14 protein-coding genes and 1 pseudogene are annotated in these 21,088 nt (G+C 71.2%); 3 read left to right on the forward strand and 12 right to left on the reverse strand.

Features of this window, described 5'->3' with window-relative positions; all coding sequences use genetic code 11:
* Positions 1 to 11 precede the first annotated feature (11 nt).
* The 11 genes and pseudogenes from AB0K02_RS30125 to AB0K02_RS30175 all read right to left on the reverse strand — a co-directional run bounded on the left by AB0K02_RS30125 (position 12) and on the right by AB0K02_RS30175 (position 16,129).
* Complete coding sequence (locus tag AB0K02_RS30125) at positions 12 to 539, reverse strand: DUF6099 family protein (RefSeq protein ID WP_365995735.1); 528 nt, start codon at positions 537 to 539, stop codon at positions 12 to 14.
* Between the two features lie 206 nt (positions 540 to 745).
* Entirely contained in the window at positions 746 to 1,078 is a 333-nt protein-coding gene (locus AB0K02_RS30130) for a nucleotide pyrophosphohydrolase (RefSeq protein WP_365995736.1), read from the reverse strand.
* On the reverse strand, positions 1,075 to 2,265 hold the full coding sequence (locus AB0K02_RS30135; protein WP_365995737.1) for an ATP-binding protein: 1,191 nt from the start codon (positions 2,263 to 2,265) through the stop codon (positions 1,075 to 1,077). Before AB0K02_RS30135 ends, AB0K02_RS30130 begins: the two co-directional genes overlap by 4 nt.
* A gap of 56 nt (positions 2,266 to 2,321) precedes the next feature.
* Entirely contained in the window at positions 2,322 to 2,720 is a 399-nt protein-coding gene (locus tag AB0K02_RS30140) for a cell division protein SepF (RefSeq protein WP_365995738.1), read from the reverse strand.
* A 73-nt stretch (positions 2,721 to 2,793) separates the two neighbouring features.
* A complete protein-coding gene (gene pulA, locus AB0K02_RS30145; RefSeq protein WP_365995760.1) occupies positions 2,794 to 8,178 on the reverse strand; it encodes a pullulanase-type alpha-1,6-glucosidase in 5,385 nt (1,794 codons plus the stop codon).
* Positions 8,179 to 8,277: 99 nt separating this feature from the next.
* Positions 8,278 to 9,654: pseudogene (locus tag AB0K02_RS30150) on the reverse strand (alpha-amylase family protein); the annotation flags it as partial.
* 412 nt (positions 9,655 to 10,066) lie between these two features.
* Positions 10,067 to 11,128, reverse strand: a complete 1,062-nt coding sequence (locus AB0K02_RS30155; RefSeq protein WP_365995739.1) for a LacI family DNA-binding transcriptional regulator — start codon at positions 11,126 to 11,128, stop codon at positions 10,067 to 10,069.
* Positions 11,116 to 12,765: a glycoside hydrolase family 13 protein gene (locus AB0K02_RS30160; protein ID WP_365995740.1), complete on the reverse strand. Its 1,650-nt coding sequence runs from the start codon at positions 12,763 to 12,765 to the stop codon at positions 11,116 to 11,118. The genes AB0K02_RS30155 and AB0K02_RS30160 overlap by 13 nt, the downstream gene beginning before the upstream one ends.
* A 46-nt stretch (positions 12,766 to 12,811) precedes the next feature.
* On the reverse strand, positions 12,812 to 13,723 hold the full coding sequence (locus tag AB0K02_RS30165; protein WP_365995741.1) for a carbohydrate ABC transporter permease: 912 nt from the start codon (positions 13,721 to 13,723) through the stop codon (positions 12,812 to 12,814).
* Positions 13,724 to 13,745: 22 nt separating this feature from the next.
* Complete coding sequence (locus tag AB0K02_RS30170) at positions 13,746 to 14,753, reverse strand: sugar ABC transporter permease (protein ID WP_365995743.1); 1,008 nt, start codon at positions 14,751 to 14,753, stop codon at positions 13,746 to 13,748.
* 107 nt (positions 14,754 to 14,860) lie between these two features.
* Positions 14,861 to 16,129, reverse strand: a complete 1,269-nt coding sequence (locus AB0K02_RS30175; protein WP_365995744.1) for an extracellular solute-binding protein — start codon at positions 16,127 to 16,129, stop codon at positions 14,861 to 14,863.
* 350 nt (positions 16,130 to 16,479) lie between these two features.
* Between AB0K02_RS30175 and AB0K02_RS30180 the strand changes: the two genes are divergently transcribed.
* The 3 genes from AB0K02_RS30180 to AB0K02_RS30190 all read left to right on the forward strand — a co-directional run bounded on the left by AB0K02_RS30180 (position 16,480) and on the right by AB0K02_RS30190 (position 19,515).
* The gene (locus AB0K02_RS30180; protein ID WP_365995746.1) at positions 16,480 to 17,514 is read left to right on the forward strand and encodes a LacI family DNA-binding transcriptional regulator; all 1,035 of its coding nucleotides are present in this window, start codon (positions 16,480 to 16,482) and stop codon (positions 17,512 to 17,514) included.
* Positions 17,515 to 17,989: 475 nt separating this feature from the next.
* Positions 17,990 to 18,667, forward strand: coding sequence for a helix-turn-helix domain-containing protein (locus AB0K02_RS30185; protein ID WP_365995748.1), 678 nt, complete (start codon positions 17,990 to 17,992; stop codon positions 18,665 to 18,667).
* On the forward strand, positions 18,664 to 19,515 hold the full coding sequence (locus AB0K02_RS30190) for an endo alpha-1,4 polygalactosaminidase (protein WP_365995749.1): 852 nt from the start codon (positions 18,664 to 18,666) through the stop codon (positions 19,513 to 19,515). The genes AB0K02_RS30185 and AB0K02_RS30190 overlap by 4 nt, the downstream gene beginning before the upstream one ends.
* Positions 19,516 to 19,596: 81 nt before the next feature.
* Here the strand turns inward: AB0K02_RS30190 and gdhA are convergent, their stop codons facing one another.
* Positions 19,597 to 20,952 (reverse strand): NADP-specific glutamate dehydrogenase, encoded by a 1,356-nt coding sequence (gene gdhA / locus AB0K02_RS30195; RefSeq protein WP_365995750.1) that lies wholly within the window; start codon positions 20,950 to 20,952, stop codon positions 19,597 to 19,599.
* Positions 20,953 to 21,088: the final 136 nt, after the last annotated feature.

Genomic DNA, 21,088 nt, shown 5'->3' on the forward strand with positions numbered 1-21,088 from the left:
GTGGAGCCCCGTCACGGCGCGCCGGCCGCCGGGTCCATCTCGGCGACGGGCCGCTTCGGGCCCGCCCGGCCGCGGACCGAGTCGGGCGGGCGCTCGGGCTCGTGTTCCGCCAGGCGGCGCAGCATGCCGCGCACGCGGTCGCTCGACTCGTCCGCGGCGTCTATCGTCTCGATGCACTGCCAGTAGAGCCCTTCGTCGTCCGTGGCGCAGGCGACCGCGACGAGGGCGATGCCGACCTCGCCGAGCAGTATGTTCAGGCCGGTCAACACGGCTATGGCATCGGCGACTTCGGTGAGCTGGGCGGCCCGGACCCCGCCGCTGCGCACCATCGGGTGGTCGAGCACCCCGCACCCCCGTCCGCCGATCTCGCCGAGCCCCCGGGCCTCGCCCCTCAGCTCGGCGGGCCCGCTCGCGGCGAGCAGGCTGCCGATCGCCTGGGCCAGCGCCTGGGCCTGCCATGCCTCGGCCACGGTCTGCGGCACGGACCGGCTCTGTGCCAGCGCGTGGCGGCTGATCTCGATGAGTCGTAACGCGTCCATGACCGCGCCCCCGTTCGCACGACTGTCTGCCCACTCAGTTCATTACCCAGAGTGAAGGTCTTCGACCAGAAAAGCCAGGGGAATTCGGAAATCTGTGGACACCAAGGCTGTTGTGGATAACTCGACAACTCCGAAGAGTGACGAAGAGGTGTCGAAACGGCCCTCGGCCACCCGGCGCACCCGTCCGCGACGCCCCGGCGACGGCTCTACTCCGCCGGGAAACGCCGCTCGTTGCGGTCGATCTTGTCGGACAGGGCCCGCAACACGTCGATCCCGAGCACCTCGCAGAACTGGAGCAGATAGGCGAGCACGTCCGCGACCTCGTCGCGGACGCGGTGCGCCGTGTCCTCGTCCTGCATCACCCGGGCCGACTGCTCGGGCGTCAGCCACTGGAAGATCTCGACCAGTTCGGCGGCCTCGACGCTCAGCGCCACGGCCAGGTTCTTCGGGGTGTGGTAGGGCTGCCAGTCGCGTGCCGCCGCGAACTCCGCCAGTCTGCGCTGCAGTCCCGCCACGTCCAGCCCGTCGTCTCTCGTCACGGCACCAGGTCTACCACCGACACGCCCTCGGTCCCGCGCGCGCACGACGGGTCGGACACGGCCCCCACCAGCCGGATGTGCCCCCGGGCGCACATCTCGGCGGCGAGCCCCACCAGTTCGCGCGACTGAGCCGGATCCAGGCACCGGTCGAACCCGTCCGCGAGCACCGTGAGCGACTGGTACGCGGCCGGCACCTCGGCCACCTGGTCAACGGAGAGCACGCCCGGCCCGGTGAGCAGCACCAGGGCCAGGGCCAGATACCTCAACTCGCCCTCCCCCAGCCGTCCGAGGGGCGTTCCGGCACGGCCGCCGCCACGGGCGAGCAGTGCCCGCACCGTGCCGTCCCCGAGCTCCTCCACGCACAGGTCCGTCACCGGGCCCGCGCACCCCACGCGCGCCGCCGCCGCGAGCCGCGCGTGCCGCTTGCCGCATTCACTGCGCGTGCGGTGCAGGACCTCGGCGAGGTTGTCGCACCCGCGCCTCAGCCTGCCGGGCCCCGCGGCGACGGGCTCGCGCATCCGGTGGGGCCGCGGGTCGCAGGTGAAGACCGACCTCAGGGCGACGACCACCTGCTCGGCCGCGGCCAGCACACGCAGCTGGGCCTGCGTCCTGCCGGCGACGTGCAGGGGAAGCAGGGCGGTGCCGAGCCGGTCGCAGGGCAGCCGGCCCCGGGTGACACCGGCCGCACCGGAGGTGTGCCAGGAGGCCTCGACCTCCGCGCGGCCGGGATCGCGCAGGGCCGTGGCGAGCAAGGTCCGCCCGCCGCTCGTCAGCCGTTCCCCGACGACGCGCAGGCACGGCTGTGCCTCCACCGCGACATCGAGGAGCACCGGGCCCGCGGGGCCGTCCACCGTGCACCCGATCCGGAAACCGCGGCGCCCCCGCCGGTCGGCCCGGGCCTCTTCCGGAACGCACTCGGCCGCCTGCGGGAACGCGGCCCTCAGATCGTGTCCGGCGCCGAGCAGGGCGAGCGCCTCGTACGCCTCGAGGGCACTGGACTTGCCGCTGCCGCTGACACCCGTGAGAAGTGTCATGGGGCCGAGGGGGAGCACCGCCCCTCGGTGCCTCCTGAAGGCGGAGAGCCGTAATTCGGTGACCGCGGGCCGGGCAGCGCCCGCCTCTGCGGGCGGCGTCCTCGGGCCGGGCAGCGTCTTCCTCGGGCCGGTGACCAGTGCGTTCGCGTCCATGTGTGGGACGGTACGCACCCTGATCACCGCCGAACCGTTCCGTCGGGGCGGCCGTCCTACGAATGAGGTACGGCGGCCGGCTCGGCTCCTTCCACCTCGGTGCCCACCGGCGCGAGGAGGAACACGTTGCGGTCGACCCGGTGCATCGCGCTGCCGAGCCCGAAGACGACACCGCTGCTGAAGTCCAGGATGCGCTTGGCCACTTCGGTGTCGGCCGCGGTCAGGTCCAGCAGGACGGGCGTGCGGTTGACGAGGTACTCGGCGACTTCACGCGCGTCGGCGAAGACCTGCACCCGCAGCACGACGAAACGGCGCTGCTCGGCGGCCGCGTAGTCCCGCGGCACCGTCCGGTGGTCCACCCGCGACGGCCACTCGTTACGGCCGCGCAGCGGCACCACCTGTGCCAGGCCCTCCCACTGCTCGTCGGTGACGTCGTACCTCTCGTACCTACTCATGGGACCATCCTCCCGCCCCTCACCCTTTCGGCCCAACAGCGACACGGGTGAGGAGCGGGAGGGATCCGGTGGGTCAGCCGCGCTCGAAGACCGCGACCGTACGGGCCGGGACCGTGAAGGTTCCCGAACTCCGCTCGTACGACGAGGCCTTGACCGCCTCGTCGGCACCCGACCGCTGTACCGGGTGCAGGGCGTAGCCACTGCCCGCGAGGTCCGAGACCCGCTGGGTCTGCCGCTCGGGCGTGGCGTTGAACACCACGACGAGGTCACCGAGGCGCATGGTGATCACGCCCGGCGTCTCGTCCGTGCCCGACAGCGGGAAGGACAGCGCGGACTGGACGTCCTCGGCGGTCGCGAGGCCGAACACGGGCTCGGTGGTCCGGATCCGCAGCAGGTCACGGTAGGCGGCCGAGGCGCCGTCGATCTGCGCGCAGCCGACGGTGAGCGACGCGTTGGTCAGCAGCGGCTTCGCGTACCCCCATTTGGGCTTGTTGTCCGCGGCGGGCGGCAGGCCGCGGCCGAAGCCGTTGCCGTCGCGGCAGTCCCAGTGGATGGCGTTGAACCAGTCGCCGCTGTCGTACGAGTTGCGGTCCAACGACTTGGAGCGCAGCAGATCGGTGCCCGCCTGGGAGAGCGCGGGCCCCTGTGACAGGGCCGAGGTCGCCATCGCGAGCACCTGCATCCGCGACCGGTCGGACGGGGAGGTACCGGCCGGCAGCTTGAAGGCGAGTGTGTCGTACAGCGTCTCGTTGTCGTGGGCGTCCGCGTAGGCGAGCGCGTCGCCGGGTGCCGCGGCGTAGCCTGCCGGGGCGCCGTTGTAGTCGACCTCGGAGCCCTTGACCGCGCGGCCGCGGGTGTCCGTGAAGGAGTACGAGGCGAGGTTGCCCGAGAGACCGACCTTGATCAGGTCCTGGTAGTGCAGCAGCCGCGCCCTCTGCTCCGCCTCGGTGCCGTTGGCCTTCGAGGAGTTCGGGTCGGTGTACAGGCCCGAGGCGAAGCCCTGCACGCCCGGGTCGTCGTCGAACGGACCGCCGCCGCGCACCGCGTCGCGCGCACGGTCGGAGAAGGTCGCGATGCCGGTGCCGGCCATGTTCTTCTGGGTGGCCTGGACGAAGCGGGCGTCGTCGGCGATCTCGCCGAAGTTCCACCCCTCCCCGTACAGCACGATCTTCTTCCCGTCGACACCGTCGCGCTCGACGGTGAGTCGGTCGAGCGCCTCGCGCACCGCCAGGATGTTGGCCTTCGGGTGGTGGCCCATCAGGTCGAAGCGGAAGCCGTCCACCTTGTAGTCGCGCGCCCAGGTGACGATCGAGTCCACGACGAGCTTGCCCATCATGGCGTTCTCGGGCGCGGTGTTGGCGCAGCAGGTGGAGGTCGCCACGGAGCCGTCGGCGAGGAGCCGCTGGTAGTAGCCGGGCACGATCCTGTCCAGGACGGACTTGTCGGCCTGGCCGCTCGCGACGGTGTGGTTGTAGACCACGTCCATGACGGTGCGCAGGCCGTCGTCGTTGAGGGCCTTCACCATCTGCCGGAATTCGACCGTGCGCCGCGTGCCGTCCGGGTCGGTGGCGTACGAGCCCTCGGGGACCGTGTAGTGCAGGGGGTCGTAGCCCCAGTTGTAGGCGTCCTTGGCGGCGGCCCTCGCGACGCAGGCCTGCTGCTCCTCGGAGTCGGGTGCGTAGATCTTCAGGTCGCACTCGGGCTGCTGCTGGTCGGCCTTCCTCTCCGGGATCGTGCCGATGTCGAAGGCGGGCAGCAGATGGACGTAGGAGGTGCCGGCGCCGGCGAGGGCGCGCAGGTGCTGCGAGCCCTTGCTGTCCTTGTCGGTGAAGGCGAGGTACGTGCCCCGGTGGTCGGCCGTCGGGTCCGCGACGGAGAAGTCGCGGATGTGCAGCTCCTGGATCTGGGCGTCCTTGAGCGGCACGGCGGCGGGCTTCTTCAGTGCGGACCAGCCGGCGGGCGCCAGGGACGGGTCGGAGAGGTCGGTGACGACGCTCCGCTCGGAGTTCGCCGTCAGTGCGAGGGAGTAGGGGTCGGTGACCTTGTTGGTGACGACCTTCTGCACGCTCGGGGCCCACACGCGCACGGCGTAGCGGTACGTGTCCCCCTTCCAGCCCTTGCTTCCGCGCACCGACCAGACGCCGCTCGCGTCGTCGCGGCGCATGGCGACGGTCTTCCCGCCGAGCTCCAGCGCGACGTTCTGCGCGGTCGGCGCCCACAGCCGCAGCGTGGGCACACCCTTGCGGTCGAACGTCGCGCCGAGCGACGCCTTGGTGGCCTCCGGCGCGTACAGATCGTCGAGGACCCCGGCGATCTGGACCCCGGTCGCCGCGACGACGGCGCCGTTGGCCGCGTACTGGGCGGCCACGACCTGGCCGCGCAGTGCCTCGCGCACCCGGTCGCGGTCGCGTGCGTCGACGCGGTGGGCCGTGTACGTCTTCAGGTGCGGGTACTTCGCCTTCTGCGCGTCGGTCAGCGACGTCCTGGTCAGCCGCAGCACGCGCGCGTCACCCGTCAGCGCGCCGTTCTCGACGGCTATGGAGCCCTCCCGGGAGTAGAGCAGCGCCCCCGACGCGGCGGCGTCGCTGCCGTTCCAGGCCACGGTGTCCTCGTCGATCCAGACGGCGTGCGCCTTGGTGAGGTCCAGGGCCGCGCCGCCGCCCTTGGGCTGCGGCAGCAGGTACTTCTCCTGGCCGGCCAGGAGCCACACCTCGTGGCCGTTGGCCTTGAGGTCGAGGGACTGGTCGGAGGGCAGGTCCTTCTGGTCTCCCTTGTGCAGGATGTAACTGAGCGAGGTGGCTCCCGGTGCGAGCGGCACCTCGAAGACGGCGCCGTACGGGTCCGTCCGCACCGGCTCCAGGGGCTTGGACCAGTCGGTCGGGTTCGCCGCCCCGGTCCAGGTGTGCAGGCCCCAGCCCGCGTAGTCGCCGTCCGCGCGCTTGTAGTGCAGGACGGCCTTGGACGTGTCCTGGGGCGGGTAGGCGCCCTCGGGCGCGGTGTTCGACAGGCCGGGCCTGCCCTGCTCGATCCACACCTCACCGGTCTTCGACAGGTCGATGGTGCGGTCGGCGTCGGTGTCCTTCACGCCGTCCTTGTTCACGGCGATGAAGCCGACGGAGGAGGCTCCGGGCTTCAGCTTCACGTAGGCGAAGGCGCCGTACGCGTCCCGGCCGGTGAAGGGCTTGCCCGCGGGCCAGGTCGTTCCCTCGCCGTCGGCGATGTCGCCCCAGGTGTACAGGTTCCAGTCGGCGTAGTCCCCGTCGGCGCGCTTGTAGTGGACGATCGCGTAGTCCCGCTGGGTCGCGGTCGGGGGCTGTTCGACGGCGGGCGCGCCGCTGGTCGTGGCGGCCGTGGCGCTCGCGGTGCGGCCCTCGGAGTCGACGACGACGGCCTTGTAGCGCAGGGCCGTCCCCGCGGGTGCGGTGATGTGCTGGGTGACCTTGTAGGGGGCGTGGTCGGCGGATCCGAGGACCTGCCAGGGGCCGTTGCCCACCTGCGCGGCGAACACGACCCGGCCGAGCTGCCCGCCGTCGGCGTCGGCCGAGACCTCGACGGTGCCGGTGGCGCCCGCCTCGGGTGCCTTCAGGACGACGGAGGGCTTCGTGCCGGGCGCGGCGAGCGGCTTGGCGGCCTTGAGCACGAGCGACGAGAGCGCCGGGACGGTGACCTCGACGGTCCGGTCGTCTCCGCTGCGGACCGTGGTGTCGCCGCCGTGGATCGCGGTGAAGTCCGTGCCGGCCGAACCGGTCGGGATGCGGACCGTCTTGGCCGTGCCCGCGTTGTTCAGGGCCACGACGTACTCGGTCTTCGCCTTGGCGTCCGTACGGGAGAAGGCGTACACGGAGCCCTCCGCGTAGCGCTGCTGCTGCACGCCGTCGCGGAGCGCGGGGTGCGCCTTGGTGAGCTTCGACAGCGCGGCGACGGAACGGTACAGCGGGTGGGTGGTGTCGTACGCGTCCTCGGCGTGCGTGCGGTCGGTGCCGAGCTGGTCGTCGTCGAGGTAGTCGGCCGTGCGCGAGGCGAACAGGGTCTGGCGCGCGTCCTTGTCACCGCCCGCGCCGGTGTAGCCCTGCTCGTCGCCGTAGTAGATCACCGGGTTGCCGCGGCTGAGGAACATCAGCTCGTTGGCGAGGCGGTAGCGCTGCAGCAGCTCGGCGTCGCCGGCCCGCGGGTTGTCCTGGCGCAGGAAGGTGCCGAAGCGGCCCATGTCGTGGTTGCCGAGGAAGGGCACCGACTCGTAGGCGTTGGCCTTGTCCGTGGTGTAGCGGTAGTCCTGGGCGAAGAGGTTCGCGAGCTTGTCCGCGGAGGCGCCCTGCGAGGCGTAGGCGCGGGCGGCGTCCTGGAACGGGAAGTCCAGGGTCGCGTCGAGGCGGCCGCGGGTGACGTACGGCGCGGTGATCGCCGGGTCGCCCGAGTAGACCTCGCCGAACATGAAGAAGTCGTCCCGTCCCTGCTTGGCCGCGTACGCGTCGAGCGCGGTCGCCCACTGGGTCCAGAAGTCCATGTTGACGTGCTTGACCGTGTCGATGCGGAAGCCGTCGATGCCGAAGTCGCGCACCCAGCGCTGGTAGATCTTCGCCATGCCCTCGACGACCTCGGGCCGCTCGGTCCACAGGTCGTCGAGGCCCGAGAAGTCGCCGTGCTCGGAGGACTCGCCGGCGAAGGTCGAGTCGCCCCGGTTGTGGTACATCTCCGGGTCGTTGAGCCAGGCGGGGACCTTGATGTCCTTCTTGGCGGCCGGCACGACGGGGACGCGCGGGAAGGAGTCCCGGTCGGTCGCGGGGAAACGGCGGGTCCCGTCGGCGTAGTCGCTGTCGTCGAACGGCTTCCCGTCCTTCGTCAGGTACGGGAAGGCGCCCTTGGAGAGGTAGCCGTACGACTTCTCCTGGTAGTCGACGACATCGGCCGTGTGGTTGGTGATGACGTCGAAGAAGACCTTCATGCCCTTGTCGTGGGCCTTGTCGATCAGCCTCTCCAGATCGGCGTTGGTCCCGAAGTGGGGGTCGACCTGGGTGAAGTCGGTGATCCAGTAGCCGTGGTAGGCGGCGCTCGCGTCCTTGCCCTCGCCCTGCACCGGCTGGTTCTTGAAGATCGGCGCCATCCAGATGGCGGTGGTGCCGAGGCCCTTGATGTAGTCGAGCCTCTCGGTGAGCCCCTTGAGGTCACCGCCCTGGTAGAAGCCCTTGTCGGTGGGGTCGTACCCGGTGGTCGTCCGGGTGCCGGTGAGCCCGCCGCGGTCGTTGCCCGTGTCGCCGTTGGCGAAACGGTCGGGCAGGACGAAGTAGAACTGCTCGCGGGTCAGGTCGTGGCGGGCCGGCTGCGCGGCCAGGGCTCTGTCCGAGGGCGGCGGGGGCGGCTCGGGCGCGGCCACCGCCGGCAGGGCGGGGACGAGCGCCGCGACCGTCGCCGCGGCGGCGACCGCGGCCGCGCCCGGGCGCAGGCGGATACGGGGGCGTATCACAGCGGATCTCCTGGATGAGGGTGGTGAACGGGTACGGAGTGCCGCCCCGCTCCGGGGAGGAGGAGCGGGGCGGCGGGAGTGCGGTGGACGTCAGCCGCAGGAGCGTGCGCCGGCGTGCAGCGCGACCGCGGTGTTGGGGCCGAGGGTCGCGGTGAACTGGCCGGAGCCGTTCACCGTGACCGGCCTGTTGTTCTGTACGTCGCAGTAGGTGCCCGACGGGAGCGAGGTCTGGAAGGTGCGGGTGAGCGACCAGGTCTCGTGGTTGATGGCCACGTACGCCTTGGAGCCGCGGCCGAAGGCGATCTGGTCGCCGCCGTTGTCCCACCAGTTGGTGACGGACTGGCCGCGGGAGACGTTGCGGAAGGCGACCATGGAGGAGATCTCACGCCAGGCGTGCTGGCACTTCCAGCCGTCGCTCCAGCAGGCGTTGACGTGCCCGCCGTTGGGCGGCCCGGCGTCCTTGTCCGACCACTCGTAGCCGGAGTGCACGTCGGGCGACCCGTACGGCCAGGCCAGCATGAAGACGTTCGCCAGGGTGTAGTCGGCGCCGTTCTTGTAGTTGAGCGTGTCGCCGCCGCGCTCGGTGTCGTGGTTGTCGACGAAGACGGAGGACTTGGCGGACTCCATGTAGCCCCAGCCCTCGCCGTAGTTCTTCAGGTAGGCGAGGTTCTCGTTCTGGAAGACGCGCTTGAGGTCGCGTGCGTAGCGGAACTCCTGCACGTCGCCGTTGCCGAGGTACTCGCTCGGCGAGACGGCCTCGCCCGCGCCGTAGATGGCCTCCTGCTTCCAGTACACGGACGGGTTCGTCAGCTTGGACTTGACGGCGGCGAGGTCGGCGGCCGCCATGTGCTTGGCGGCGTCGATGCGGAAGCCGTCGACGCCGAGCGACAGGAGGTCGTTCATGTAGCCGGCGATCTTCGTGCGGACGTACTCCTCGCCGGTGTCCAGGTCGGCGAGCCCGACGAGCTCGCACTCCTGCACGTTCCAGCGGTCCTGGTAGTTGCTGATCTGCGCGGTGCAGTTGTTCAGGTCGTACCAGGAGTACAGCCCCGGGTAGTCGTACTTCCCGTACGAGGAGCCGCCTGTGCCCGTCCCGGAGCCCGCGGCCATGTGGTTGATGACGGTGTCGGCGACGACCTTCACGCCCGCGGCGTGGCAGGTGTCGACCATGTTCTTGAAGGCGGTGCGGTCGCCGAGGCGGCCTGCGATCCGGTAGCTGACGGGCTGGTACGAGGTCCACCACTGCGAGCCCTGGATGTGTTCCTGGGGCGGCGAGACCTGGACGTAGCCGTACCCTGCGGGACCGAGCTGGTCCGTACAGGCCTTGGCGACGGAGGCGAACTTCCACTCGAACATCACGGCGGTGACGTCCTTGTCGCCGGGCGGCGCGGCCTGGGCCGGTGAGGGGGCCGTGACGGCCGCAGCGGCTCCCGCCAGGACGGCGAGTGCAGCGGCCACGGTTCTGCGGGCCATGATTCCTCCTGCTCTTCAGGGAGGTGCGGATGCGAGGGGGCAGCCTCGTACGGTCAACGCGCCGTGCCCGCAAGGCCTTTGAGAATTCTTGTGCAAGAAGTCTGAAACTCGTTGCGGTCGAGACCGTACGACCCCCCGCGCGACCCGGTCAACCCTCCGGACAAGGGTTCATGACGGGGTGGGTGACAACGGGGAAACGTGGCCGATCCGTGTCCGCAAGCTCTTTCGCAAGTCATTGCAGCGGTGTTACGTTCAACCACGACTCCGGTCCGGCCCCCACCGGGGCCGTGATGGAACCGGGGCAGGGGCCGTCGGCGGTCGTCCCGAGTGGGTGGCCGCCGCGGGGTCCGCGCCGGCCGGGGGTCCCGGTCCGTGCCGGGCCCCACGCGCCCGGCCGGCCGGACCGTCCCCGTCAGGCGGCGGGAGCCCCCGTGGAGCCGCGCACCACGAGTTCCGGCTGGAAGACGAACTCCGTGCGCTGCACGGGGTTTCCGTCGATCTCCTCGATCAGCGCGTCCACCGCGGCCGTCGCCATCGCCTGCACGGGCTGACGCACCGTCGTGAGCGGCGGATCCGTGAACGCGATCAGCGGCGAGTCGTCGAAGCCGACCACCGAGACGTCGCGCGGCACGTCGAGGCCGCGCCCGCGCACGGCGCGGATCGCGCCGAGCGCCATCAGGTCGCTGCCGCACACGATGCCCGTGCAGCCCGCGTCGAGCAGTGCCCCGGCGGCCACTTGTCCGCCCTCCACCGAGAACAGCGTGCGCCGGATGAGGCGCTGGGCCTCCTCGTGGGGAACGCCCAGCAGCGAGTGCAGGGCCGCCGTGAATCCCTCGGCCTTGCGGCGGGAGGGCACATACCGGGTGGGGCCCACGGCGAGGCCGATGCGTTCGTGCCCCAGCTCCACGAGATGGCGCACCGCCATGCGCGCCGCCGAGCGGTCGTCGGGTGAGACGAAGTGCGCGTCGACCCGCTCGTTGAAGCCGTTGATGAGGACGAACGGCACTCCTCGGGACGCGAGGTGCACATAGCGCGAGGGGTCGGCCGAGGTGTCGGCGTGCAGCCCGGACAGGAACACGATGCCCGTGACGCCACGTTCCTCCAGCTGCTCCACGAGCTCGTCCTCGGTGGCGCCGCCCGGCATCTGCGTGCACAGCACGGGCGTGTACCCGTGCCCGGCCAGCACCTGCTCGATGACCTGGGCGAACGCCGGGAAGATCGGGTTGGTCAGCTCGGGGATGACCAGCCCGACCAGACCGGCGCTGCGCCGCTTGAGCCGCACGGGCCGCTCGTAGCCGAGCACGTCGAGCGCGGCCAGCACCCGGTGCCTGGTCGTGGCGGCGACACCTGCCTTGCCGTTGAGCACCCGGCTGACGGTGGCTTCGCTGACCCCTGCCTGGAGGGCGAGGTCGGCGAGCCTCGGGACGGCGTGCGCGGCGTCGCCCCGAGGCGGAGGGACCGTCACACCGCCCACCAGGCGGTGGTGTCGGCGGGCACCTCGGCAGCCTCGCCGGTGACCTTCACCGGCGAACTGGCCAGCAGCAGCCGGCCGTAGGCAGGCAGGGTGACGGCCTCGGACGTGGTGTTGGCGACGCAGACGAAGCCGCCGCGGCGCAGGACGAGCACGCCGTCGGGGGCGTCCAGCCACTCCACCGCGTCGCCCGCGCCGAGCTCGGGCCGTGCGCGGCGCACCGCGAGGGCGCTGCGGTACAGCTCCAGCGTGGAGTCGGGGTCGCCGGTCTGCGCCTCGACGCTGAGCGCGGCCCAGCTGTCGGGCTGCGGCAGCCAGCTGCCGCCGCTGCCGAAGCCGTACGAGGAGCCCTCGACCGTCCACGGGATCGGCACGCGGCAGCCGTCGCGGAACCCGTCCTGGCCCGCCGCGCGGAAGAACGACGGGTCCTGGCGGACCTCGTCGGGCAGGTCGGTGACGTCGGGCAGACCCAGTTCCTCGCCCTGGTAGATGTACGCGGAGCCGGGCAGCGCGAGCATCAGCAGCGTCGCCGCGCGGGCCCTGCGCAGGCCCAGCTCGCGGTCGCCGGCCGTGCGGATCTGGGTGCCGAGGCCCGCCGGGTTGGCGAAGCGGGTGGTGTGCCGGGTGACGTCGTGGTTGGACAGCACCCAGGTGGCGGGGGCACCGACGGGCCGCATGGCCGCCAGCGAGAGGTCGATCACGGCACGCAGCTCGTCGGCGTCCCACGGGGTGCCGAGGTACTGGAAGTTGAACGCCTGGTGCAGCTCGTCGGGGCGCACGTAGTTCGCGGTGCGCTCCACGGTCGGCGTCCACGCCTCGGCGACGGCGATCCGCTCACCGGGGTACTCGTCGAGGATCTTGCGCCAGCTGCGGTAGATCGCGTGCACGCCGTCCTGGTCGAAGAAGGGCATGACGTCGTTGCCGAGCAGCTTGAGCTGGTCGTGGCTGCCCAGGTCGGGCAGGCCGTCGGCCTTGACCAGGCCGTGGGCGACGTCGACGCGGAAGCCGTCGACGCCCATGTCGAGCCAGAAGCGCAGGATGGAGCGGAACTCGTCGGCGACGGCGGGGTGTTCCCAGTTGAAGTCGGGCTGCTCGGGCGCGAACAGGTGGAGGTACCACTCGCCGTCCTCGGTGCGCGTCCACGCCGGTCCGCCGAAGATGGACTCCCAGTCGTTGGGCGGCAGTTCGCCGTTCTTCCCCTTGCCGGGGCGGAAGTGGTAGCGGGCCCGCAGCGGCGACCCGGGCCCCTCGCGCAGCGCGCGCTTGAACCACTCGTGCTGGTCGGAGGAGTGGTTCGGGACGAGGTCCACGATGATGCGCAGGCCCAGGGCGTGGGCGTCGCGGATGAGCCCGTCGGCGTCGAGGAGCGAGCCGAACATGGGGTCGATGGCACGGTAGTCGGCGACGTCGTACCCGGCGTCGGCCTGCGGGGAGGCGTAGAAGGGGCTGAGCCAGACGGCGTCGACGCCGAGGTCCTTCAGGTACGGCAGCCGGCTGCGCACGCCTTCGAGGTCGCCCATGCCGTCGCCGTTCCCGTCGGCGAAGCTGCGCGGATAGACCTGGTAGATCACCGCGTCGCGCCACCAGCCCGGACGGGTGCTGTCGAGGGTGTGCGCGGGGGCAGTGAGGTGCTGGGTCATGTCTTCCCTGAGTAAGAGATGGCGGACGGGAAAGGTCGGCGGCGCGTCAGGACTTCGCCGCGCCGGCGGTGAGGCCGGTGACCAGATGGCGCTGGACGAGGTAGAAGACGAGCGACGCGGGCAGGGCGATGAGGACCGCGGTGGCGGCCATCAGGTCCCACTGGGTGTCGTACTGGCTGACGAAGGTGGTCAGGCCGATCGACAGGGTGTACTTGCCCTCGCTGAGCATGAAGACGGAGGCGTACGCGACCTCGCCCCACGCGGTGAGGAAGGTGTAGAAGGCGGCCACCGCCAGGCCCGGCCGGGCGAGCGGCAGGACCAGCCGGTAGAAGGTGCCGAACGGGGTGAGTCCGTCGACGCGGCCCGCCTCGTCGATCTCGTGCGGGATCGTGTCGAAGTATCCCTTGAGCAGCCAGGCGCAGTACGGGACGGCCGTGGTGCAGTAGACGAGGATGAGCGCCCCGTAGGTGTCCAGCAGGCCCAGGTCGGCCACGATCTTGTAGAGCGGCACCATCAGGATGGCGACGGGGAACATCTGGGTGACCAGGAAGGTCCACATCAGCTGGCGGTAGCCGGGGAAGCGCATGCGGGACACGGCGTATCCGGAACTGGCGGCGATGAACACGCCCAGCAGGCAGGTCCCGAGGGCCACGATCATCGAGTTGCCGAACCAGGTGAGGAACTGGGTGTCGGCGAGAACGGCCGAGTAGTTCTCGAAGCTGATCTTCCCGGCGATCCTGTCGGGGTGGAGGAAGTCGGTCTTGTCCGGGCCGAGCGAGATCCAGGCGATCCAGCCGACCGGGAAGAAGGCGATGAAGCTCGCGACGATCAGCGTGGCGTGGATGGCGATCGAGGCGCCGCGGCTGCGCTCGCCGCGGCGGCGGGCGCCCGTCCGGTCGGCGGGGCGGGCGGGGCGCTTCGACGGGGCTGCGGCGGGGCGTTCGGTGAGGGTGCTCATGTCGGTGGTGTCCTTGTCGGCATCAGGCGGCGGACTGCTCGTTGCGAGCGAGCCAGCGCCGGTAGAAGGAGGCGAAGACGATGAGCATCGACAGGATGATCACGCCGTACGCGGCCGAGCCGGCGTAGTCGCGCGGGTCCTGGCCGAAGCCGAGGCGGTACGCCCAGGTGACGAGGATCTGCGCCTCGGGGGCGCCGGTCGCGCCGAAGAGCAGGAAGATCACGACGAACTGGTTGAAGGTCCAGATCACGCCGAGCAGGATCACGGTGGAGCTGACCGACCGCAGACCGGGCAGCGTGACGTGGCGGAAGCGCTGCCAGGCGCTCGCGCCGTCCATCTCGGCCGCCTCGTACAGGTCGCCGTTGATGGACTGGAGCCCGCCGAGCAGCGAGACCATCATGAAGGGCACGCCGACCCAGACGTTGACCATGACGGCGGAGGTCCGCTGCCAGAAGACGTCGCTGAGCCAGCCCGGCTGCGGCAACTGGAGCCAGCCGAGAGCGGTGTTCAGGATGCCGCCCTCGTCGGCGAGGATCAGCCGCCAGGAGAAGACGGTGACGAAGGTGGGCACGGCCCACGGCAGGATCAGGACGAGGCGGTAGAAGGTGCGGCCGCGCAGCTTGCGGTTGAGCAGCAGCGCGAGGCCGAGTCCGATGCCGTAGTGGAAGGCGACGCAGACGACGGTCCACACGATCGTCCAGACGAAGTGCGGCCAGAACTGGCCGTCGGCGCCCGAGAGGATCTCCGTGTAGTTGTCCGGGCCGACCCACGAGAACGAGTCCGGGATCTTGTTGACGCCGATGGTGCGGCCGATGTTCGTGCTGTCGGCGTTCGTCATCGACAGGTAGATGCCGCGGACGAGCGGATACAGCACCAGCACGCCGAGCACGAGGACGACCGGGGCCACCATGGCCCAGGCGTACCAGTTCTTCTCGTACGACAGCTTCATACGGGCAAAGAGCCCGGGGCGCCCGGGGCGCGGGGCGCGCCCGCGCTCTGCGGCGGTTGCACCCTCGGCGGCGACGGTCATCTTCGGCACCTTCTCGGCGTTCTTCTCGGCAGTTGACTGCGGGAGTCGGTCGGGACGCGGCTGTGCGGCCGGCCCGCCCCGTCAGGAGGGCGGACCGGCCGCTGGGCTCAGGAGTAGTCCTGGAGCAGCTTCTTGTAGGCCGCGGCGGTGTCGTCCAGGCCCTTCTGCACGCTCACCTTGTCCTGGAGGATCTTGGTGACGTTGGTCTCGAAGTCGGTGTACAGGGAGCTGTAGCTCGGGTCCGAGCCGCGCGCCTTGCCGCTCTCGGCCAGCACGGTCTGCATGTCGGCGAAGCCGGGCAGTGCCTTGACCTCGGCGGTGTAGGCGGAGGTACGGGTCGGCAGGGTGCTGTTCTTCATGGCGATCTTCGCCTGGGTCTCACCGGAGGTCATGAAGCCGATGAACTTCTGGGCCGCCTTCTGGTGCGCGGCGTCCGCCCCCGCGTAGACCGACAGGTTGTGGCCGCCGATCGGGGCGCCGACGCCGGCCGGGCCGCCCGGCACCTTGGAGATGCCGAGGTTCTTGGCGTCCTTGAACGCGGCGCCCTTGTAGATGTTGGTGAGCTCCCACGGGCCCTGGACGATCATGGCGACCTTGCCGGTCGTGAAGGCGTCCTGCATGTGCGCGTAGGCGTCGGCGGACACGTCGAGCTTCGCGACACCGTCGGCGGCCAGCAGGCTCTTGCTGGTCTCGATCGCCTTGACGGCCTCGTCCGAGTTGACGGTGATCTTCTTGCCGTCGGAGTCGATCAGGTCGGTGCCCTCGCCGTAGAGGAACGGCATCTGGTAGTAACCGGCCTTGTTCAGCCAGAACCCGTCGGCGTCGGTCTTGTCGGCGACCGCCTTGGAGACCTTCTTCAGCTCGTCCCAGGTGGTGGGCGGCGCGTCGAAGCCGGCCTTCTTCAGGAGGTCCTTGTTCCACATCAGCGCGAGGGTGTCGGTGACGATCGGCGCACCGTAGGTCTTGCCCTCGTACTGCGCCTGCTTCAGCAGGGCGGGCGTGATGTCCTCGGAGTTCTTCAGGGCATCGGTGCCGTCGAGCGGGGCGAGGAACTGCTGCTTCGCCCACGCCCCGGTCCAGCCGACGTCGGCACGGATGATGTCGGGGGCGCCCTTGCTGCCGGCGGCGGTCTGGAACTTGTTCTGGGCCTGGTCGAAGGGGACATTCACGTACTTCACCGTGATGTCCTTGTTGGCCGCCTCGAACTCCTTGATGAGGGCCTTGTAGTTGGGCGCCTCGTTGGTCGCGTTCGAGGTGTCCCACCACGTGATGGTGACCGGGCCGTCAGCCTTGCTCTCTTCGCTGCCCCCACCGCACGCCGTCGCCGAGAGGGCCAGTGCCGCTACCAGCGCGGTGGCCGCTATGCCACGCCGCATGTGAACTCCTTCAACTGTGCCCGGAAGGGCGGAGGCGAAGACGTGCCTCCCGCCGACCGCTCCCTCGCGGCGCCGGGTTGCCAGGAACGTAACAGGGCTGAAAAGCATCGGAAAGACCTTGCGGCAAATTTCTGCAAGGACCGATGATCGTTACATTCGCGTGTCCGGAGAGTTGCCGTCACATCGCTTGACACCGGTCCCGACACAGGGTGGCCCGAGCTGCAAGGCATCCGCAAGCGGCCCGCAAGCCTTTGCAGGCATGTGATCGGGCGCTTCCGGCCTCGCACCGGAACCGACTGAATCCGGAGCGTGGTGGGCAATTTTCCGTACGCCCGGTACAGTCCACTGACATGACCGCGCGGCTCGCCGACATCGCAGCCCAGGCGGGGGTCAGTGAAGCCACAGTCAGCCGCGTGCTCAACGGCAAGCCCGGTGTGGCGGCGGCCACCCGTGAATCCGTCCTGGCCGCGCTCGACGTGCTCGGCTACGAACGGCCCGTGCGGCTGCGCCAGCGCAGCGCGGGCCTCGTCGGCCTGATAACCCCCGAGCTGGACAACCCCATCTTCCCCGCCCTGGCGCAGGTGATCGGCCAGGCGCTGACCCGCCAGGGGTACACCCCCGTCCTCGCCACCCAGACGCCCGGCGGATCCACCGAGGACGAGCTGACCGAGATGCTGGTCGACCGGGGCGTCGCCGGGATCATCTTCGTCTCCGGCCTGCACGCCGACACCACGGCCGACATGGAGCGCTACGACCGGCTGCGCGCCCAGGGTGTGCCGTACGTCCTGGTCAACGGCTTCTCCCCCAAGGTGCAGGCGCCCTTCGTCTCCCCCGACGACCGGGCCGCCATGCAGCTGGCGGTAACCCACCTGGTCTCGCTCGGCCACACCCGGATCGGCCTGGCCCTCGGTCCCCGGCGGTTCGTGCCCGTGCTGCGCAAGATAGAGGGCTTCCAGGCGGCGATGAAGGAGCGGCTGGGCCTGTCCGCCGAGGAGTCGCAGGAGCTGATCCAGCACTCGCTCTACACGCTGGAGGGCGGCCAGGCCGCCGCCTCCGGACTCATCGCGCGCGGCTGCACGGCCATCGTGTGCGCCAGCGACATGATGGCGCTCGGCGCGATCCGGGCGGCGCGGCAGCAGGGGCTGCACGTGCCGAAGGACATCTCGGTGGTCGGCTTCGACGACTCGCCGCTCATAGCCTTCACCGATCCCCCGCTGACCACGATCCGCCAGCCCGTGCAGGCCATGGGCCAGGCGGCGGTCCGTGCGCTGCTGGAGGAGGTCGGCGGCACGCCGGCGCCCCACAGCGAGTTCGTGTTCATGCCGGAGCTGGTGGTCCGCGGCTCGACGGCGTCCGGAACGAAGAGGTCCGGCTCGGACCGGTGACACGGCCGGGAGCGCGGCTGATCAACCGATCCCCCAGGCGTCCGGGAACCGCCGCGCCACGCCGTCACGGCCCTCGGACACGCACCGCCCCACGGCACGGGCGCTCGCCGGCAGCCGGCGAGGACGCGCCGCCCCCGGAGTCCGGGAATCCACGCGCCACACAGTCGAGCACGCCGTCGCCGCGGCCGGGCGGGTACGGACCCACACGGCACGGGCACACGCCGGCAGCCGCACGGACGCGCCGGCATGCATCCCCTCGGCCCGGCGGGCCGGGGATGCCCCGTGCACCGGGCCGCCCGGCGCGACGTCGTGCCGCCCACGGAGCGTCTCCCGCCGGAGACGACCGCGCCGGCCTCCGCATGCACCGGAATCGGCCTGCTGCGGGCCGCGGTCGGCTTCTTGGGCGGCCGCCCGCGTGCCACCATGAAGATCCGTCCGCGGGAGAGCCGCGCGACCCCGGCCCCGAGGTACCGCCGTGACCAAGCCCCCAGCCCGCGAGCCGCAGAGGCGCAACTCCCGCTCCAACCGCGCCCGCATCCTCGCCGTCGCACGGAGCGAACTGGGCTTCAGCCCGGACACCACCCTGGAGGAGATCGCGCGGGCCGCGGGCGTCGTACGCCGCACCGTCTACGGTCACTTCCCGGGCCGTCAGGCGCTGCTCGAGGCGCTCGCCGACGAGGCCGCCGCTGCACTGCGGGACGCGGTCGGCGCGTACGCGGCGACGAGTGCCCCGGACGAGCCCGCCGAGCGCTCACTCGCCCGTTTCGTGCTGACGATGTGGCCGGTCGGCGACCGCTACCGCATGCTGATCGCCCTGGCCCGGCGCGACCTGGGCGTCGAGCGTGTCACCGAGATCCTCTCCCCCACACGTGCGACGGTGAACGCGATCCTGGAACGGGGCCGGGCGGCCGGGGCGTTCCCCACCCCCGTCCCGGCACCCGCGCTGAGCGCGGCCCTCGAGTCCCTGACGCTCTCGCTGCTGGAGAGCGTCAACACCGGTGCCTGGAAGGACGACGGGCGGGCGACCGCCGTCGCGACGCTCGTCGCGGCGGGAGTGCCCGCCGGACGGGCAAAGGCGGAGGTGCTCGCGCTCGTCGCGCAGCCGGGGGCCGTGCCCGCCGGTCCCGCCGCGGGCACCGGAGCAGGAGCATGAGGCGCCCCACCCCCAGGACCCGCGTCGCGGCCACCGCCACCGCCGCTGTCCTGCTGATGCTGCTGAGCGCGTGCTCCACGCCCACGGACGCCCGTCCGCGTCCCACGGCGCCCGGTCCCGACGGGGACGGCGTCCGGCGCCCGGCGGCGGGTGCGGTGTTCGACTACCAGCTGGGCGGCGCCTATCGGCCGGCCGGCGACGTCGAGGCCGTCTCCCGCGACCGGGGCGCAGAGCCCGTGCCGGGTCTGTACAACATCTGCTACGTCAACGCCTTCCAGGCACAGCCCGGGGATGCCGTCGCCTGGTGGCGGACGAAGCACCCGGACCTGCTGTTGCGCGGGCACGACGGCGAGCTGGTCGTCGACGAGGACTGGGACGAGCCGCTGTTCGACCTCTCGTCGGACGGCAAACGCCGCTCGCTGCTCGGTGTCGTGGGCCCGTGGATCGACGGTTGCGCGGAGCGTGGATTCCACGCGGTCGAGCCCGACAACCTCGACTCGTACACCCGGTCGGACGGCCTGCTCACCGAGGCCGACGCCGTCGCCTTCGCCCGGCTGCTGGCGGACCGGGCCCACGCCCGGGGGCTCGCGATCGCCCAGAAGAACACCACCCAACTGCTCGACAGACACGGGGACATCGGCTTCGACTTCGCGGTCGTGGAGGAGTGCGCGCGCTACGACGAGTGCTCCGGCTTCACGCGCGCGTACGACGGCCGCGTCTTCGACGTCGAGTACGAGAAGGAGGACTTCGCCGCCGCGTGCCGCACGTGGCCGCGCCTGTCCGTCGTGCTGCGCGACCGCGACGTGCGCCCCGCGGGCGAGCCGGGTCACGTCCGCGCGACCTGCTGACCGCCGGCCTGACCGAACCGGGCGCTCGGCCCCGTGCCCGCCGCGTAGGGCCCTGGCGGCGGGGGCCGAGCCCCGGACGGATCAGACGAGGCCCTGGGCCAGCATAGCGTCCGCGACGCGCTCGAAGCCCGCGATGTTCGCGCCGGTCACGTAGTCGCCGGGGACGCCGTAGCGCTCGGACGTCTCGTAGCAGATCCGGTGGATGTCGCCCATGATCAGTTCGAGCTCCTTCTCCACCCGAGCGGGCGTCCAGGAGTCGCGGGAGGCGTTCTGGCGCATCTCCAGGGCGCTGACCGCGACGCCGCCGGCGTTGGCCGCCTTGCCGGGGCCGAGGGCGACGCCCGCGTCCTGGAGGATGCGCACCGCCTCGGGCGTGCAGGGCATGTTGGCGCCTTCGGAGACCGCGCGCACGCCGTTGCGGACGAGCGTGAGGGCGTGCTGCGCGTCCAGTTCGTTCTGGGTGGCCGAGGGGAAGGCGATGTCGGCGGGGACGTCCCACACACTGCCGCCCGGCACATAGCGGGCCGAGGACCCCCGGCGGTCCGCGTAGTCGCTGACGCGTCCGCGTTCGACCTCCTTGACCTGCTTGAGGAGTTCGACGTCGATGCCCTTCTCGTCGACGACGCAGCCCTGGGAGTCGGAGCAGGTGACCGGGTGCGCGCCGCTGTTCGTCAGCTTCTCGATCGTGTGGACCGCGACGTTGCCCGAACCGGAGACGACGGCCGTCAGGCCCGCGAGCTCCTCGCCGCGCAGGCTCAGCATCTCGGCGGCGAACAGCACGCTGCCGTAGCCGGTCGCCTCGGTGCGGAACGCGGAGCCGCCCCAGGCGAGCCCCTTGCCGGTGAGCACCCCGGCCTCCCAGCGGTTGGTGATGCGCCGGTACTGGCCGAAGAGGTAGCCGATCTCGCGGGTGCCCACCCCGATGTCACCCGCCGGCACATCGGTGTGCTCCCCGATGTGCCGGTGGAGTTCGGTCATGAACGACTGGCAGAAACGCATGACTTCGGCGTCCGAGCGGCCGTGCGGGTCGAAGTCGCTGCCGCCCTTGCCGCCGCCGATGCCGAGTCCGGTGAGGGCGTTCTTGAAGATCTGCTCGAAGCCGAGGAACTTCACGACACCGAGGTTGACCGAGGGGTGGAAGCGCAGCCCGCCCTTGTAGGGGCCGAGCGCGCTGTTGAACTCCACCCGGAATCCCCGGTTCACGTGGACCGCGCCGTGGTCGTCCTGCCAGGGCACCCGGAACATGATCTGCCGCTCGGGCTCGCAGAGCCGCTCGACGAGCCCCGGCTCCGCGTACTCGGGACGCGCGGCGAACACGGGGCCCAGGCTCTCCAGGACCTCCCGGGCCGCCTGGTGGAACTCGGGCTCGCCCGGGTTGCGGCGCTCCAGTTCGGTGCGGAGGGCGGTCTGCCGGTCCTTCGCGGGTGAAGCTGTCACAGCGTGTCCCTTCCTGCCCGGCCGACGCGGTCGGTGCCCGGCCGGGACGGTGGTCCGGTGTCGTTGCCGGCGAGGAGTACGGCCGTACGGCCCCGGGTGTTCACGCGGGCGGGACCCGCGCAACAGCCCCGGCTCC

This window comes from Streptomyces sp. NPDC049597, assembly GCF_040675505.1.
Lineage (GTDB): Bacteria > Actinomycetota > Actinomycetes > Streptomycetales > Streptomycetaceae > Streptomyces.

Excerpts from the sequence above, each read along its gene's own strand:
- AB0K02_RS30125 (WP_365995735.1), bottom strand. The coding sequence starts at position 539 with ATGGACGCGTTACGACTCATCGAGATCAGCCGCCACGCGCTGGCACAG.
- AB0K02_RS30135 (WP_365995737.1), bottom strand. The coding sequence starts at position 2,265 with ATGGACGCGAACGCACTGGTCACCGGCCCGAGGAAGACGCTGCCCGGC.
- AB0K02_RS30170 (WP_365995743.1), bottom strand. The coding sequence starts at position 14,753 with ATGACCGTCGCCGCCGAGGGTGCAACCGCCGCAGAGCGCGGGCGCGCC.
- AB0K02_RS30175 (WP_365995744.1), bottom strand. The coding sequence starts at position 16,129 with ATGCGGCGTGGCATAGCGGCCACCGCGCTGGTAGCGGCACTGGCCCTC.
- AB0K02_RS30165 (WP_365995741.1), bottom strand. The coding sequence starts at position 13,723 with ATGAGCACCCTCACCGAACGCCCCGCCGCAGCCCCGTCGAAGCGCCCC.
- AB0K02_RS30190 (WP_365995749.1), top strand. The coding sequence starts at position 18,664 with ATGAGGCGCCCCACCCCCAGGACCCGCGTCGCGGCCACCGCCACCGCC.
- AB0K02_RS30140 (WP_365995738.1), bottom strand. The coding sequence starts at position 2,720 with ATGAGTAGGTACGAGAGGTACGACGTCACCGACGAGCAGTGGGAGGGC.
- AB0K02_RS30160 (WP_365995740.1), bottom strand. The coding sequence starts at position 12,765 with ATGACCCAGCACCTCACTGCCCCCGCGCACACCCTCGACAGCACCCGT.
- AB0K02_RS30180 (WP_365995746.1), top strand. The coding sequence starts at position 16,480 with ATGACCGCGCGGCTCGCCGACATCGCAGCCCAGGCGGGGGTCAGTGAA.